This window comes from Polyangium sp. 6x1 (genome assembly GCF_029946515.1).
GTDB lineage: Bacteria > Myxococcota_A > Polyangia > Polyangiales > Polyangiaceae > Polyangium.
In genome coordinates this window covers 40638-57065 of record NZ_JARZHH010000070.1, presented here as the reverse complement: position 1 = coordinate 57065, position 16428 = coordinate 40638, and the positions used below count along the sequence as shown (strand labels likewise).

Below are 16428 nucleotides of genomic sequence, written 5' to 3'. Positions count from 1 at the left end.
CACCCGCGGTCCCTGCCGGCGCCAAACCCGCGCCCGTAGCCCCCGGCGCGCCCGCGGTCCCTGCCGGCGCCAAACCCGCGCCCGTCGCGCCCGCGGCCCCCGCCGCGCCTGCCGCGAAGCCCGTCGTTCCCGCCGCGCCCGGCTCGAAGCTGCCCGGCGGCAGCGGCAAGCCCTAACAGGCTGTTGATAAACTTGCTGCGCGCCCTGGATCGTCGGTCGTCGTCCTCGGAATACGCCTGTATTCCTGCGTCCTCCTCCCTAGCTCCAGGGCGCTCGCGGCGTTTCTCAACAGCCTGCTAAACGGCGCTCACGGCACCTGGACCGTGACCTGCCCGGGGAACGAGATCTGAATCACGCCGCCCCACATGCACATCAGCTTCGAGCTGTTGTTCAGCGCGGGCATGTTCCCGAGGAGCACCGTCGGAGCACCAACGATCCACGGCGCCGGCGTATTCGGGATGCACGGCATCGGCGTGAGCACGCCCATCGCCGCCGCCGTCGCCGCGGCCACCATCGGATTCGCCAAACTCTGACACATCCCGAACGGCAGCACGTTCAGCATCGGCTTGCCGTCCATGATGTTCGCGAGGGGCCCCGCGCTGTTCATCGTCCGGTTCGCGGGCAGCACCATGAGCGAGCTCGGCGCCACGCCGAAGCTACATTGCATCATCGCTCCCATGCATACGTGCTGGCCCATCGTCAGCCTCCCGCGAGCTTGTTCACGACCTTGTCGAAGAAGGACTCTTTTTTCTCCTCCTTCGACTTCGGAATGCCCTTGTCGTCGTACTCGACCTCGCCGCGCTTCTCGCCGTCCTTGTACATCGACTTCGCCTTCAGCTTGCCCTGCACGTCGTAGCTGAACGCGTCGCCTTGCTTCTTGCCATTGTCGTACGTGGCGCGCTCGCGGACCTCGCCGTTCGGGAAGTACTCGATCACCTCGCCGTGGAGCTTGTCCGCCTTGTAGTTCGCTTTTCGCAGCGTGTTGCCCTTGCCGTCGAGGAACAAGGACTCCCCTTCGAGCTTGCCGTTCTTGTAGAACGACCGCACGACCTCGGCGCCCTGCTCGTCGAACGAGAGGAACGGGCCGTTTTGCTTGCCCTTCTCGAAATGGATGAGCGTCCGGAGCCGGCCCTCGTCGTAGAGCCGCGTCGGGCCGTGCTGCTGGCCCTTCACGAACGTGACGATCTGCGAGATCTTGCCGTTCTCGTCGAAGAGCTTCGTCTCGCCGTGCAGCGCGCCGCTCTCGAACGACGAACGCTCGAGCTCGCGCCCCTCCGGATCGTACGTGATCGACAAACCGTGCAGCTTGCCCTTCTGGTAGCTCGCCCGGTGCGCGATCTGCTTCTCGGTCTCCCCGTACTGGACAAACTCGCCGTGGAGCTCGCCCTCTTCCATCTGGAACCGGGTGAGCAGCTTGCCGTTCTCGTCGCGCTCTTCGTGGTCGGTCGGCATCGGGCCCTCGCTCAGTTGATCTTCACCATGCCGCCCTTCAAGGTCAGCATGCCGCCGCCCTCCACCGCCGCCTGCGCGCCGCCCTTCGCCTTCAGCGCGATCGCGCCCTCCAGCGTCATGTTCGTCCCGCCCTTGGCCTTGAAATCGGTGCCGGCCTTCAGGTCCATCGCCGTGCCGGACTCGGCCTTGAAATCCGTGCCCGCCTTCATCGTGAAGGCCTGCTTGGCCTTGATCGTGACGCTCTTCGCCTCGATCACGAGGTCGCCGTCGACCTTGATCGTGTAGTTCTTCGTCACCTTGTAATCGAGGTTCGCCTTGTTCGTGTGCGCCTCGTCCTTGGTGACCTCCAGCGTGCGCTTGCCCTTCACGCTGTGCGTCTCGTCGCCCTTGTCGACCTTGATCGTGCGGTTGCCCTTGGTGACCGTGAGCGACTCGTTGCCCTCTTCAATGGTCACCTTCCGCTCGTTCTTGACGTTCTTCGTGTAATCGTGGAGGACCTTCACCGTCCAGTCGTTCTCCACCTCGAAGAGCATGTCCTTCTGGGCGTGCGCGTAGAACTCCTCGCTGTCCTTCTTGTCCTCGAAGCGCAATTCGTTCCCGGCGTCGCCCTCCTTCGTCGAGCGGCTCAGGATCGTGCTCTTCGTCTGCGCCCCGGGCAAACCGTAGGGCACCGTTTGCTCCGCGTTGTACACCGAGCCCGTCACGAGCGGCCGATCCGGGTCGCCGTCGATGAAGCTCACGACGACCTCCTGCCCGATGCGCGGCAAGAACCACGCGCCCCAGCTCTTGCCCGCCCACGACTGCACGACGCGCACGAAGCACGAGCTCTTGTCGTCCTTCGCGCCCTTGCGATCCCAGTGGAACTGGACCTTGATGCGACCGTATTCGTCGGTCCACTGCTCCTCGCCGCTCTTGCCCACGACGACGGCCGTCTGCGTGCCAGGGATCGCGGGCTTCGGCGTGATGCGCGGCGGGCGGTACGGCGTCTTCTTCGGGAACGCCTCGAAGGTATTCGTGTACCCCTCCTGGCTCGCGCGGTGCACGACCGAGCAGAGGACCCAGTCGGTGTTCGCGTCGTCCCGATCGTGCTCGTCGAACTTGAACCCGTGGCCCGCGGTGAACGCGCGGCAATTGGACGTACCCGACAAACGCACCGCCCGGGCCTCCTCGGCCTCGATGCGGAGCTTCGCCCGCGCGTCGCCCGGGCTCTTCTCGATGTGCCCGCCTGGATACTCGAAGAGCTCGAGCTTGCCGGATTCGCCCGAGACCTCCGCGAGCAGCGACGTGCTCGGCATCTCGAAGTTGTAATCCGTCGCCGCGTACTTCCCCGCGACGATCTCCTCTTCGAGCGTGCACTCGACGACCGCGTCCTCGTCCGTCGACGTGGAGAACTGCTCGACGAAGCGCGCCTTGTCGAGGTTCGGGCACGGCGTGGCCGACGCGCTGTCGTCGGTCAGCACCATGACGTGCTTGCCGTCCTCGTGCGTGAAATAATAATGGATCCCCTCGTCCTCCATGAGACGCGACACGAAATCGAGCGCGGTCTCCTGGTACTGCACGCAGTAGGGGCGCGGGTCGTACGAGCCTTTCAGCGAATCCTTGAAGTGCTCGCCCGACGAGAAGCCGAGCTCCTGGAAGAGCGCCTTCATGATCTCGGGGACGCTCTTCTCCTGGAAGATGCGGCAATCGCTCGTCTTGCCGAGGAGCCATAACCACGGGTGCAGCTCCGCGCGGTAACGCGTCTGCTTGCCGACGCGCCCCGCCTGGACGAACCGCGTGCAGATCCCGTGGATGAAGCGCGGCTTCTCCTTCGCCATGCCCCGGATCGTCAAGGTCACGCCCTTGCCGACGATCGCCTTGAAGTCGAGCGCCTTCTCCGGCGACACGAGCTCGAGCTCGAAGCGGAAGAGCCCCGAGATCCGCTCTTCGCCGTGCAGATCGACGAGCAGAACCGCGTCCGCGCCGAAGGGCGTCGAGATGGCGATGCCGAGGCTGCCCTGCGGATAAGGCATGGATCTCAGCGCGAGCGTACCCGTCTTCTCGTGCTTTCGGCAAGAGGCTTGATCTCCGGCCCACACTCATCGAAGATCGGACGCGCTGTGGTGAGCTTTCAGGGAGAGACCTGCCGATGACGTTCTTCCGAACGGGACTCGGACTCTTCCAGTTCGGCCGCCCGAGGCTGCCGAGCCGCGCCGACGTCGACGAGGCGCTCGCGCAAATGGCCGAAAAGCCGGGCGGCGCGCGGTACCTGCGCGGCGTCCTCGGCGACGACGTCCCGAAGGCGCTGCTCGACACGCTGCCCGACGAAGAGATCCTGCGTCAGCTCGCCGAGCGCATCACGACCGGCCGCGTCTCGTTCGTGTTCCTCCGGCCGCGCGACACCCGCGCGCCGGGCTTCTTCGTCGAAGGCGACGCGACGGGCGCCGTGATGGGACCCAAAAACGAGGCCGGCGATCTGCGCCCCGCGCCCGAGGTCCCGCCCGAGTATCCCGTGCTCGCGCGCGTCGAGAGCGATCAGGTCATCGCATCCACCGCGAAGCTCGTGGCGGATCTCGCGGCGCTGCTCTTCGGCAGGTTTGCCCGCGAGAAACGCGAATCGACGATCGGCCGCACGTACGTGCTCGTCGCGGGCGAGGAGGGGATGCGGATCCAGGGCGCGCGGCGGACGGTCGATATCGCGCTCGACAGCTCGCGCTGGCCCGGCGGCGGCCTCGGTCGGCCGAAGCCCTCGGTGCCCGTCGAATACAAGAGCGCCGCGAAGAGCACGGGCGAGACGGCGCGCTTCGCCATCGAAAAGCTCTCGACCTCGCTCGGCGCGGGTTCGTCCGCGAAGGCCGGCCGCCCCGCGCCCGCGGTGCCGGAGACGTACGTGCGCGTCGCGAGCGGCACCGCCGACACGACGAAGGGCGCGATCGACTCGCTCGGCAAGAGCTTCGCCGACCTCTTCCGCCCGACGCCGTTCGTGCGCCAGCGTAACGCGAGTCCCGTCGAATGAGCGCCGAGACGACGGGCTTCGGCAACCTCTTGCTCGGGCGCCCGCGGCGCCTCGATCGGCACGGCATCCTCGCGTTCTTGCGAAACGTCGCGCTCGATCGCCGCGGCATGCTCGAGCTTCGTCGCCTGCTTGCCGAGGAGCTGCATCGATCCTCGATTCACAACCTGCGCGACGAGGTCGTGATCGAGCAGCTCGCGGATCGCTACGTGCGCGGCTCGCTCTCGCTCGTGCTCGTGCGCCCGCGCGAGGTCGAGCTCGAAGGGTTTTTCATCGAGGGCGCGGACACGACGCCGCTCACGGGCCCGAAGAACGAGGCCGGCGATCTGCGCCCCGCGCCCGAGGTCCCGCCCGAGTATCCGGTGCTCGCGCGCGTCGAGTCCGATCAGATCATCGACTCCACGCTGAAGCTCGTCGCGCGGCTCGCCGATCTTCTCTTCGGCTCGTTTGGCCTGCAAAAACGTCCGTCGACGCTCGCGCAAGAGCTCGTGCTTCTCGCCGCGGACGAGGCGCGCGGCGTGAAGGGCGCGGGCACGAAGGTCGATCTCGAGCTCGAGCTCGAGCTGCATCCGCAGGGCGGCGTCATCCTGCCCGATCCGCAGATCAAGGACGCGTACGTCGCGGCCGCGGCCGAGATCGCGGCCGGTCCGCATCCGGCGGCGAAGGGCCTCATCGATCTGATCTTCCCGCTCGCGCGCGTCGACGTCACGCGCAGGTTCGACAACCCCGTGAAGAGCGGGTCTGTCCGGAACGACCGGATGGGCGAGGACAAGGCCGAGGACGGCTCGGGGGATTGGGTCGAAATCGAGCTCGTCGACGACGGCGATCCGCCGAAGCCGCTCGCGAACCAGCCGTTCCGGGTCGAGCTTCGTAATGGCAAGGTCGTCGAGGGCGTGCTCGACGAAAATGGCAAGGCGCGCGTCGAGGGCGTCACCGCGGGCAGCGCCACGGTCACGTTCCCCGAGATCGACAAGAAGAAGTGGAAGGCCAACGACGAGGGCAAGGCCTACGGGCTTGGTGGCCCGGCAAAAGCCGGCGCGAGCCCCGTCACGGGATCGTCCGTCGCAGAGGACACGACGTTTGTCGAGGTGGAACTGCTCGACGATGGAGATCCGCCGAAGCCCGTGGCCGGCGCGCGGTATCGCGTCGAGCTCGACAGCGGCGAGACGTTTGAAGGGACGCTCGACGACCGCGGCAAGGCGCGCCTCGAAGGTTTGCCCAAGGGCAAGGGGACGATCACGTTCCCCGACATCGACCAGGGGCAATGGGAGCCGAACGAGGGCGGCTCGTTCACGCCCCCGAGCGCGGGCGCGAGCGCCGCGTCCGCGCCATCACCTGCGGCTGCGGGCGCGTGGACCGAGATCGAGCTCGTCGACGACGCCGACCCGCCGAAGCCCGTGGCCGGCGCGCGGTACCGCCTGGAGCTCGCGGACGGCAAGGTGATCGAGGGGACGCTCGACGAGAATGGCAAGGCGCGGATCGACGACGTGCCCGAGGGCAGCGGGACGCTCACGTTCCCGGACATCGACGAAGGCCACTGGCGCTGAGCGCGCGGCTCACATGGGCTTCTTGATGTTCCGGTACTTCGTCTTGCCGTTCGCGTCGCTGTAGGCTTCGAGGATCTCTTTGCGGTTCGTCCCGGTGGTGTACGAGACGTGCACCCAGCGGTTGAATTCGAAGATCACCTGATCGAAGGGCATCTTCGATTCGAACGCGATGTAGTTGAAGACCTGCTTCACGGTCTTGCCGGAGACCGTGAAATCGGCGGCCTCGCCCTTCACGTGTTGCGACGTCGACGATCCGCCGATGGCGGTGTTCAGCTTCTCGCAACGGAAGCCGCTGGAGACGGCGACCGAGGCGCCGAAATGCGCGCGGACCTTCTCCAGCACGTTGTCGCAGAGCGCCTTCATGGCCGCGATCTCGGAGGCCTTGGGCGTGTTCTTGATGCCCTTCTTGTCGGCCGTGGAGGAGGCGATGAACTCGGAGAGCGTGAAATGCTCGCTGAGCTTCCCGTCGGTCACGTTGCCGTCGTACTTCTTCCCGCCGCCGGACGAGCTGGACGACGAGCTAGACGACGACGAGCTAGACGACGACGAACTCGACGAGGACGAACTCGACGAGGACGAACTCGACGACGAGCTAGACGATGACGAGCTAGACGATGAGCTGCTCGTGTTCGACGACGAGCTACTCGTGTTCGACGACGAACTGCTCGTATTCGACGACGTCTGCGAGCTCGTCGACGTCGACGCCGACGGCTGCGGCGCCGCCTCGCCGCTCGCCAGCGCGACGCGGTAGAGGAACGTGATCGGGTTGTAATGCCAAACCTTCGGGCTCGCGGGCAGCGGGACCTTTTTCCCTTGCGCCTCCTGCCACCAGATCGACGGCTTCAGCCGATCCTCGAGCCCCCACGTGTTGAAGCGGCCCTTCATCGCCGGGATCGCCTTCGAAAGATCCACGGCCCACTCGCTGATGAAGCGGCATGCATAGTTGCGCAGGTCGCGCGACTTCGGGTTCGTCTTGTAGAACCGGTGCAGCTCGTCGACGCTGAGGATCTCGTTCTCGTCGAAGAAGCTCCACGCGACCTCGTCCTGCTCCACCATCTTCAGGATGGCGTCGCAGTCCATGTTGAAGTCGTCGTCCATGTCCTCGACCTTCTTGGCCCAGGGCAGCACGAGCTCCTCCGAGAAGATCTCCCAGTGGATCATGCCGACCCGCGCGCCGGTCGAGCCATACAAGCCCGACACGAAGAGCACGTCGCCCGTCTCCACTTCGCGGTCGACCTTCGCCACGACGCCCTTGTCGAGCTCCTTCACGAGCGCCGCGTCGAGCTCGACGCCGCCATTGCCCGCCGGCGGCGGCGGTTGGCAGAGCTTGCCCCACGTCGTCCCGCCCGGGTCCACGCGGCCGTCCGGCTTCTTCGCCCACGCCGACTGGAACGTCTTGATCGCGTCCTTCGTCGCCTGATCACAGGCGTCCTGGATCGCGCTCTTGTATTTGCCGTGCTTCTGGAGCCGCGTCTGCACCTTGCGGACGTCGGCCGCCTTGTTGATCCCGCCCTCGCCCACGGACGCGGAGATCGTCTCCGTCGACGCCGGCTCCGCCGCGGGCTTCGGCGCGTGGAGCCATTTCACGCCCTTGAAGAGCTCGTTCGAGCCGTCGAATTTCACGGCCCCGAGGTGCATGTAGAGCGACCAGAACTTGTATTGCTTCTTCTCGTCGAGCTTCGGGTACGTGACGGCCTCGTGGTACGACTGGAACCAGTCGCCCTTCACCGCGACGAACCCTTTTTTCCCCTTCAGCGCCGCGTCCGCCGCGCGCGTCACCGTCACCTGTGCCCAGACGAACCCGTCGGCCGAGGTGTACTTGTCCGTGACGAGGTCGACGCGGTCGCCTTCTTTCAGCACGCCGACCTTGTCGGCCGATTTCGTGGCCTTCGCGCGTACGTTCACGTCCTGCGTGGCGCGATAGCCGATCACCTTGCCGCGCGGGGCCGTCTTGTTCAGCGTCGCGCCGTCGATCTCGTGCTGGAGCAACACGAAGCTCATGCTGCCGTACGGCGTGATCGCCTTCTTCGGATCCGAGGGCAAACGCGCCGCGATGACCTTCCCCTTGAACGGCGCCACGACCTGCGTCCCTTCGGCCACGTGCAGGTGCACGCCGCCGTGCCAGACCGTGTTCGCGCCGAGCGGGTAATAGCCGCCTTTGCTCTCGACCTCGGTGTGCGCGTAGTACGCCGCCGCGTTCTCGGGCGAGGCGACGCGCGAGTCCGCGAGCGCCACGGGGAAGCTGATCGGCGAGCGCCGCGGGCTCAGGAAATCTCCCTCGACGAGCGTGTAGATGATCGAGCGCGTCCCGTTCGCGCTCGCCTTCGGCGACAGCTCGTTCGTCGTCGTGTTCTTGAGCGAGTGATCCGTCTCGAGGAGCTGGATGAAGCGCAGGTAGTTCGCCATCCCCGAGAGGACCTGGCAGCCCTCGGACCACGCGCCCGCGCGATCCTCGGCCACGGTGTTCTTCTCGCCGCCGTAATGGATGTTGATCGACGCGTTGTCGTGCGTGCTCTCCGCGCTCTCGCCGACGGCGCCGGCCTTGCTCGCGTCCGTGATGCGCGTGCATTTCACGTGCGGATCCGGGTTCAGCGCGCGATAGCCGAACCCCTTGATGTCCGCGTACGCCTTCACGCCGTCGAGCGATTTGTACGTCTTGTCCTTCTTGTGCGTGGCCAGCTTGTACTTGTGCTGGCCGAGCAGGATGACGGCCGACGCGCCCGCCGACGTCCACTCCGTCGTGCACTGGAACTTCGAGACGTATTTCTTCCCATCCTTCTTGTAGATCAGGAAGAGGCAGTCGTCGTACTTCGTGTTCGTGCTCGGGACGGGCACCATCGTCTCGAACTCGAACCCACGCGCGCCGAGGAGGTTCATGCGGCCCTCCTCGTCCTGGAAATCGAACTCCGCCTTGCCCTCGTTGCCGAACCGCTTTTGCGCGCGCTTCCACGTGTCGCGCAGGTGATCGTAGAGCTGCTCCTGCGAGAAATTCTTCAGGTCGAACGAGGTCGTCGGCTCGCGGAGGATCACCTGATCACTCGGGCCCGCGCTCGTGCCCTGGCTCTGGTTTTTCCCGCCGCAGAGGATGAAGAGCTGGTAGCGCGCGCCGAGCGTCAGCCGCGAGTGATCCTTCACCCACGACTCCTTCGCGGCCGTCTCCCAGTTCTTCTCCTTGATGGCCTTGTTCATGTTCTTGAACTTGTCGAGGCCGGAGTTGCCGACCGCGAAGGCCAGGTTGATGACGAGCGCCCAGGCGATGGCCGGGTAATCGAGGTAGCCGCCCTCGTGCTGCTTCGTGTTCGGATACGAGCTGTTGAACAGCGAGTCCGCCTTCGACTTCATCACCTCCGTGCACTTCTTCCGCGCGGTCTCCGCGCTGATCTGGCACTTCATCAGCGAGGCGTACTTCGAGGCGATCGGCGGTTTGTCGCTGTGATCGTTGAAATGATCCTTCGCGGCGTCCCAGTCTTTTTTCTTGTCGGACGCAGAGGCCGCGGCGCCCGTGCTCTTCAACGTCATCGGCAGGCTGTCGAGCGCGCTCTTCGCGTTGCCGTCGAGCAGGAGGCCAATGCCGATCGTCACGAGCCCGAGGTGATCGCAGTACATGTGCGTCAGGCAGCCCTCGAACCGCCCCGCGAGCATCGCGGCGATCTCCAGGCACTTCGCCGCGCCCACGTCGCGCACCGTCTTCCCGACGTACGGCGACACGTCCGCCCACACCGCGTCGAGCTCCTCTTGCGTGCAGAGGCCGCCCTTGTCGGACGTGAGCTTGTCGGTGATGTACTTGTCGAGCTTCAGCGTCATGACATCTTCCCGCGAGCGCCGCTCAAATCGAGGGCTCGAACTGCGGCAGGACCTCGAGCGAGTTCACGAGCACGGTCCCCTCGGCCGAGCGCGCGACGAGCCGCATCCCCATCTGCATCGCCGGCTTCTCCGGCGACTCGCCCGCCGCGGCCTCCTCCTCGGGGATCTCGGGATCCTCGGCGGCCGCGCCCTCGGCGCTCTCCTCCTCGGGCTCCGCGCCGCCCGTCGGGGCCGTCGTCGCGCCTTTCTCTTCCAGCGCGTCGTCCGCCTCCGAGATGAACTCGAGCCCGAGATCCTCGACGTCATCCATCGCCGCTCTCCCGATCAGAACCCGTAAAACTCCGCGAGCGCCTTCTGCGTCGCCGCGTCGTACTTCCCCGTCACGCTGAGCTTTTGAATGCGCTGGAAGAACTCGATCGCGGCCGTGGTCTCGTCGCCGAGCTCGCCGTCGAGCTCACCGCGATAGAGGCCGAGGTTGTAGAGGCGCGTCTGCGCGCCGCGGATCGTGTCGATCGGATCGATCTCGCCGAGCACGAGCGTGTACGTCTGCTGCCTGCGCGGCAGCGTCAGCACGACGTCCTTTTGATCCGACGGCACCTCGGCTTCGAGCATCCCTTCGCCCGAGGTTTTTCCTTCGATCTCGCGCTCGCCGAACTCGATGCGGTAGGGCTCGTCCTTCAGCGGCTCGCGGTTCGCCGTGAGCCGGAGGTGGATCTTGATGCGCTCGCGGTGGATCACGAACCGGTGCGCCTTGCCCGTCTCGATCGGCGACTGCCGCGGCTTCGCCTTCGGCACCGTCACCTTGTCGCCCGGCGCGAGCACGTTCGGATCTTTGCGCGTCTTGCGCAACGTCGCGTTCTCCGGCGCCTCCCATACCGTCTTCCAGGGGACGCCGTACTGCGCCGCTATGGTGGCGATGCACTCCCCCGGTTTGACCTCGTGTGTCGTGCCTGCCATGGAGATCCGCTGGCGATGATACACGCCGCGGCGGCCGATCACTCCATCAAAAAACCCACGCGCGCAAAGCGGAGGAGTTTTTGCTCGGTGATCTCGGCGAAGACCTCCCCGTCCACGCAGGGCGCGCCGTTCATCTCCACCGACACGACGCCGCGCCGCGCTTCCTCGAGCGCCGCCTCCGTGAGCGCCGCGGCGTCCCGCGTCCCGTCCATGCGCGCGAGGATCGTCCGATCGAACGAGTCGACCTGCACGCCCTCGTGCAGGAGCGTGGTGCAAAACGGGCTGCCGATGCTCGCCTGATAACGGGCGAACGGGAAGGCGCGTGGCCTGTCGGCGGGGGCGCGGGCCGCGGGCCTCGGCGAGGCCCAGAGCCGGATCGCGCCCTTCGTGTAGAGCCCGAGCAGGTTCCGCGCGAGCCGCGCCCGCGCCTCGCCCTCGAACGCGGCGAGCCCGAGCTTCTCGCCGGTCTCCCAGGCGAGCGCGTCGAACGAGAGCCCGCCCGGCGCATACGCGGCGAGCGCGACGAGCGCGGCCTTCAGCGTCGCCTGATCCGTGCCGATCGCGCCGCCGGGCCCGACGAACGTCTCCTCGACGCCCTCGGCGAGGTCCGGCGCCGTGGCCCCCGGCGCGAGCGGCGAGGCGAGCACGAGCGAAAAGAGACGATCGGCCGAGACGCGGGGCGAGAGCGGCGCGTCGTCGCGGCAGAGGATGGCGCGGCGAAAACAGCGGAGCTCGAGGAGGTCGAGCGATTGCTGGACGGCGACGAGGTCGTTTCCGGCTGCCCGCGCGCGGACGGCGTCGGCGGCGGCGGGCCCGAGGCGCTCGGGGAAGACGAGCGGCACCTGGGCGTCGGTGACGAAGGCGAGCCCTTCGTCTTTCATGTCGCGGGCGAAGTCGGCGAAGTACTCGGCGCGGTTGTACGCGACGAGGTGCTCGCCGAGCAGGTAATGGTCCGACAGCTCGGCGATCGTCTCGAGCTCGCTCGCGAGCCAGGCGCGCGTGGGATCGGAGCGGAGCGTCTCCGTGCCGAGGAACCGCAAAAAAGCGCGCGCCTTTTCCACGCGCTCGGCGGCCGAGCCTTCGGCGGGGACCTCGCGGCGGAGCATGTCGCGGATCGCGCCGCGCAGGTGCCAGCCGGGGAGGGTATTGAAGCTGATGTACGCGAGCCCGTGGGGCGCGAGGTGGCGGCGGATGACGCGTCGAATGGCCTCGCGGGCGTCGTCGGGGACCCACGAGTAGACGCCGTGGCAGAGGATGTAATCGAAGGAGCCGGGTTCGTCCTCGAATTCGCGGATGTCGGCGAGGTGGAGCGTGACGTTGCGGAGGCGCGCGCCTTCGGCGTGTTTGCGGGCGACGGCGAGGGAGTCCTCGGCGCGGTCGAGGGCGACGAAGCGGCTCTCGGGGAAGGCGGCGGCCATGGGCAGGATGTTGCCGCCGGTGGCGGTGCCGATTTCCAGGACGCGGCATCGAGCGGGCGAGGCGGGCCGGAGGCCGAAGAGGACGCCGAGCGCGCCGAGGTGGTCGGGGTGCGTCTCGGCGAAGGGCAGGGCCTCGTAGAAATAATCCTCGTTCGCGACGGCCAAGCGCGTCCTCCGGACAGGGCGGGCCACCTTGGAGGGATCGGGGAGCGGGCGCAAGTGTTTGCCTTGGAGGGCCCGCCTGCCGCATGCTCGGGAGACGGCGCGCGTATGGATGGGCTCTCGTTGATTCTGGTCGCGGTGGTCGCGGCGCTCGCGCTCGTGATCGGGGTGCTCGTCCGGTCGCGGGGCGCGCTTGCGCGGGAGCTCGCGGCGGCGCGGGAGGAGGCGCGGGCGCTCACGAAGGCGGCCGCCGAGGTGAAGCAGGCGTTGCCGGCGGCGGAAGCGGAAGCGGACGCGGGAGCGGAAGCGGACGCGGAAGCGGAAGCGGAAGCGGCGGCGGAGGCGGAAGCGCGAGCGGCGGCGGCAGCGGTCGCGGAGGCGGAAGCGCGCGCGGCTGCGGCGGCGGGGGCGGAGGCGGAGGCGCGCGCGGAGGCGGAAAAGCGGGCACGCGAGCTTCAGGAACGCGACCGTGATCTGTCCCAGGTCCGCGAGGAGGTCGGGCAGCGCGACCGTGACCTATCCCAGCTCCGCGAGGAGGTCGAGAAGCGGGACCGTGATCTGTCACAGGTCCGCGAAGAGGTCGGGAAGCGGGATCGTGACGTGTCCCAGCTTCGGGAGGAGGTCGGGAAACGCGATCGTGACGTGTCCCAGCTGCGGGAGGAGGTCGAGAAGCGCGACCGTGACGTGTCCCAGCTGCGGGAGGAGGTCGGGAGCCGCGACCGTGACGTGTCACAGCTCCGGGAAGAGCTCGAAAAGCGTGAGCAAGACCTCTCCGCGGCCCGGGAGGCGCTTTCGGCGGCCGAACGTGAGCTCGCCGCCGCCCGCGAGCGGACCGACGGCCGGGGCGGGGACCTCTCCGCCGCGAGCCGTCGGATCGAAGAGCTCGGCCGCGCCCTCCGGCAAGCCGAGCAGGACGCCGAGAGCCTCGCGACGCAGAAGGACGCGTTCGCCGCGGAGGTGCGGGCGCTGCGGGATGAGCTGGAGCGGCGGAAGAAGGCTGCGGAGGCGGCTGCGGCGGCGGCTGCGGCAGCCGAGGGGAAACCGCTGCCCGCGCCGCCGCCGCGGAGGCCGGCCAAGCCGGCGCCGCCGCCCGAGCCGATTACGGCGTTTTTCTGTCTGAGCTGCGGGGAGGGGAGCACGGGGGCGAAGCCGCATCGGTGCCTCGTCGAGGAGGCGGAGTTGAAGAAGAAGGCGGCGGCGACGGTGAAGCGGTAGGCGGCTCGCCTCGCCCCAAAGCCCCCTCTCCCGGGGCGGGAGAGGGGGAGGGGACCCGAGGGGTCACTGGAAGCTCGTGGCGGCGATGGACCGGACGAAGCTGATGCCGCTGACCGTCGCGGGCGCCGACCAGATCGTGCCGCTCAGGCGCGCGTGCTTTAGGTACGGCAAAGCGCTCGTGTCGGCGTAGAGCAGCTCCGCGGCCTGGCCGCCGATGCCCGGGACCACGACCGGAGGCGCGGAGACCGTGTAGTTGTTGGCCGCGACCTTCGTGGCCGCCGTGGTCCAGCCGTTCGTCCCGTCGTAAATGACGGAGTAAAGCAGGTTGCTGTCGGTGGTGTTCCGGTAGACGAGGACCGCGCCGTTGTTCGCGAGCGGCGCGAGCGCCGGCCGCAGGTTCGTCGTCGTGACGTCGTTCCCGCCGGCGTTACGGACGGCGGTAGGCGTGGACCAGGTCCCGCCCGAGGAACGGGAGAACGCGATCTGGTTGCCGCTGTTCACGAACGTCATCAGCAGGTCGCCGCCGCTGAGCCGGATGATGTTCGGCTGGATCCCCGTGCTCGTCGTGACGTCGCTCGTGGACGTGGCCGTCGTCCAGGAGCCATTCGTCCGGAGCTGGAAGAACACCTCGGAGGAGGATTGCTCCTGGAACACCAGCGCTGCATCGCCCGTGGCGCTGCGGAGGAGCCAGTCGAGGTCGTGGACCGTCGTGTTCGTCGGCGCCCCGGTCATCTGGTAGGGCGTGAGCCACGTCGACGACGACGGCGTGCCGGCGTGCTGGATGAAGTGGTACTTGCCATCGCCCGGCCCCTGGAAGCGGAACGCGAGGCCCGCGAAGGGCCCGAACGCGCTCACCACCGGAATGCCGTTCGTTGTGACGCCGCCCGGGAGATCCGCGAGCGCAGCCCAGCTACCGGTGGTGCCGTCCCATCGGGTGAAGCGGAGCGTGTCGGCGTTGTCGCGCACGACGCCCACCGCATGACGCGTGGTCGTGACAGCGAGGGAGGGCGTCCCCACGACGGCGCTGTACGCGAGCGCTTCGCTCGTCCAGGTCGTCCCGTCGTACACGGCGCTATACAGGTTGTACGGCGAGGCCACGCCGAGCGTGACGAGCGCGAGGACGACCGGGCAAACCTGGCAATCGGCGCCGCCGCAATCGACGGCCGTCTCGGTGCCGTTCATCGTGCCGTCCTTGCACGACGCCGGCACGCAGAGGCCGCGGTCGCAGGTGTTGCTCATGCAATCGAAGTTGGCCACGCAAGCCTGACCCAGCTCGCAATCCGTGGCGCAGATGCCGCCGCAGTCGATGTCGGTCTCGTTGCCGTTCAGCGACCCGTCGCCGCAGTCCGCCGCCACGCACACACCGCCCGTGCACGCACCCGACGCGCAGTCGCTGTACACGTTGCACGACTTCGTGATCGGGCACTTCGTCGGGCAATTGCCGCCGCAATCGACGTCGCCCTCGTCGCCGTTCGCGGCCCCGTCGGTGCACGTCGGCGGCGCGCACACCTCCGTCTCGCAAATCTTCTCCTTGCAATCGCTGGAGATCTCGCAGGTCTTGCCGGTGTCACAAGGCGGGCAGTCGCCGCCCCCGCAATCCTTGTCCGTCTCCGTGCCATTGCGCTCGCCATCGACGTTGCACGTGGCGCCTTCGCCGCCCGCTCCGCCCATCCCTCCGGCTCCGCCCATCCCTCCGGCTCCGCCCGCCCCTCCCGTCCCCTCGTCGAGCGTGTACGGTTCGTCATACCCGAGGACCTGCGCGCAAGCCTGCAGGGAGAAGAGCCCCGCCGAAAGCCAGAGCCCGAAACGTCGACGCGATTTCATCAGAAGGTCCCCTTCATTCCCAGCGAGACCGCATGCGGACCGACGTCGAGCGTGGCCGCCTGGAGCCCCGTCTTGACCGGGCCTTTTCCTCCACCGCCGCTGCCCATCACGAGCAGCACGGCGCCCGCCACCGCGCCGACGAGCCCCACCCCGAGCCCCACCGTCGCCACGTTCCCGAAGAGCCGCCCCTGGTCCACGGCGTCCATCCCGGCCTGGTTGCACATGGTCCCCCTGCAATTCGCCGCGACGTCCGCCTTCTTCGCGACCGCAAGCCCGCCGGTCACGCCAAACGCGAGAAGCCCCGCGGCCCCGATCCCCAGCGCGACGAACCCCCCCGTCCGCAGCCCGCCGCTGCGGCTCGCAGGCGCGTCGAGCACCTTCGGCGTTTCGGCGACGATCGGCGCGAGCGCCGGCTTCGGATCCGCCGCGACGTCCGGCGCCGGTAGCTCGAGCTCCAGGGTCTTCTTTTCGCCGCGCTCGACGCTCACCTTCGTCTCGACGGCCTTTGCGCCCGGGACCTCCAGCAAAACGACGTGCTCGCCGGGATCGAGCGGCAACGCGATGCCGAGCATGGCGGCGCCCATCTCGGTGCCGTCACGACGAACCCGCGTCCCCGCGGGGGCCCCCGGAGGCAGGACGATCGAGAGCTCGGGGACGTCCTTCGAAAGCGCCTCTTTTTGCGCCGAGGCTTGTCGCGCCCTGTCCGCGTGTTTCGCCTGCTGGTCGGGCTTCATGCGGTCGTACGCCCGCAGGTAATCCTCGTAATGAGCGACCGCCGTCGCGATGCGGCCCGCGCTCATCTCGCAGTACGCGAGCGTGTACAGGGTCCCGGGCCGTGGATCGATCCGCTGGCTTTCCGCGAGGTGAGGACACGCAACCGCGAATTGCTGCGCCTCCATCTCGGCGACGCCCTTCTGAAAGAGCGCCTCCGCCGCGGCCACGTCTTGCGCGAGCGCCGCGCGCGCCGGCCCGAGCAGGCCGAGGCACACCACCATACCGAGGAGCGACCGTGCTTTCGTCGTTCCCATTGCCCTCACCGCCATCCATCGCCGGAGAT

The 16428-nt window shown here is 67.9% G+C and carries 12 protein-coding genes; 3 read left to right on the top strand and 9 right to left on the bottom strand.

The window, feature by feature from the left end; all coding sequences use genetic code 11:
- Positions 1–307 precede the first annotated feature (307 nt).
- Genes QHF85_RS40735 through tssI form a run of 3 tightly spaced genes read right to left on the bottom strand, consistent with a single transcriptional unit; the run spans position 308 to position 3464 of the window.
- On the bottom strand, positions 308–697 hold the full coding sequence (locus QHF85_RS40735) for a DUF4280 domain-containing protein (RefSeq protein ID WP_281332834.1): 390 nt from the start codon (positions 695–697) through the stop codon (positions 308–310).
- A 2-nt stretch (positions 698–699) separates the two neighbouring features.
- Entirely contained in the window at positions 700–1452 is a 753-nt protein-coding gene (locus tag QHF85_RS40730) for a toxin-antitoxin system YwqK family antitoxin (RefSeq protein ID WP_281332833.1), read from the bottom strand.
- Between the two features lie 11 nt (positions 1453–1463).
- A complete protein-coding gene (gene tssI / locus QHF85_RS40725) occupies positions 1464–3464 on the bottom strand; it encodes a type VI secretion system tip protein VgrG (protein WP_281332832.1) in 2001 nt (666 codons plus the stop codon).
- Between the two features lie 116 nt (positions 3465–3580).
- On the opposite strand from tssI, the gene QHF85_RS40720 reads away from it, so the two are divergent.
- Both QHF85_RS40720 and QHF85_RS40715 read left to right on the top strand, forming a co-directional pair.
- Positions 3581–4447: a hypothetical protein gene (locus tag QHF85_RS40720; RefSeq protein ID WP_281332831.1), complete on the top strand. Its 867-nt coding sequence runs from the start codon at positions 3581–3583 to the stop codon at positions 4445–4447.
- Positions 4444–5991, top strand: coding sequence for a hypothetical protein (locus tag QHF85_RS40715; RefSeq protein ID WP_281332830.1), 1548 nt, complete (start codon positions 4444–4446; stop codon positions 5989–5991). Before QHF85_RS40720 ends, QHF85_RS40715 begins: the two co-directional genes overlap by 4 nt.
- Before the next feature lie 9 nt (positions 5992–6000).
- On the opposite strand, the gene QHF85_RS40710 is transcribed toward QHF85_RS40715, so the two are convergent.
- The 4 genes from QHF85_RS40710 to QHF85_RS40695 are packed head-to-tail and all read right to left on the bottom strand — an operon-like array spanning position 6001 to position 12335.
- Complete coding sequence (locus QHF85_RS40710; RefSeq protein ID WP_281332829.1) at positions 6001–9795, bottom strand: D-Ala-D-Ala carboxypeptidase family metallohydrolase; 3795 nt, start codon at positions 9793–9795, stop codon at positions 6001–6003.
- 22 nt (positions 9796–9817) lie between these two features.
- On the bottom strand, positions 9818–10105 hold the full coding sequence (locus tag QHF85_RS40705) for a hypothetical protein (protein WP_281332828.1): 288 nt from the start codon (positions 10103–10105) through the stop codon (positions 9818–9820).
- A 14-nt stretch (positions 10106–10119) separates the two neighbouring features.
- Entirely contained in the window at positions 10120–10752 is a 633-nt protein-coding gene (locus QHF85_RS40700) for a peptidoglycan-binding protein (protein WP_281332827.1), read from the bottom strand.
- A gap of 38 nt (positions 10753–10790) precedes the next feature.
- Positions 10791–12335 carry a class I SAM-dependent methyltransferase gene (locus QHF85_RS40695; RefSeq protein WP_281332826.1) on the bottom strand — a complete coding sequence of 515 codons (1545 nt, stop codon included), beginning with the start codon at positions 12333–12335 and terminating at the stop codon, positions 10791–10793.
- Between the two features lie 105 nt (positions 12336–12440).
- Here QHF85_RS40695 and QHF85_RS40690 point away from each other — a divergent pair, with 105 nt between their 5' ends.
- The gene (locus tag QHF85_RS40690; RefSeq protein WP_281332825.1) at positions 12441–13547 is read left to right on the top strand and encodes a hypothetical protein; all 1107 of its coding nucleotides are present in this window, start codon (positions 12441–12443) and stop codon (positions 13545–13547) included.
- A 63-nt stretch (positions 13548–13610) separates the two neighbouring features.
- Here the strand turns inward: QHF85_RS40690 and QHF85_RS40685 are convergent, their stop codons facing one another.
- On the bottom strand, positions 13611–15371 hold the full coding sequence (locus QHF85_RS40685) for a sialidase family protein (RefSeq protein WP_281332824.1): 1761 nt from the start codon (positions 15369–15371) through the stop codon (positions 13611–13613).
- On the bottom strand, positions 15371–16399 hold the full coding sequence (locus QHF85_RS40680) for a hypothetical protein (protein ID WP_281332823.1): 1029 nt from the start codon (positions 16397–16399) through the stop codon (positions 15371–15373). The genes QHF85_RS40685 and QHF85_RS40680 overlap by 1 nt, the downstream gene beginning before the upstream one ends.
- Positions 16400–16428: the final 29 nt, after the last annotated feature.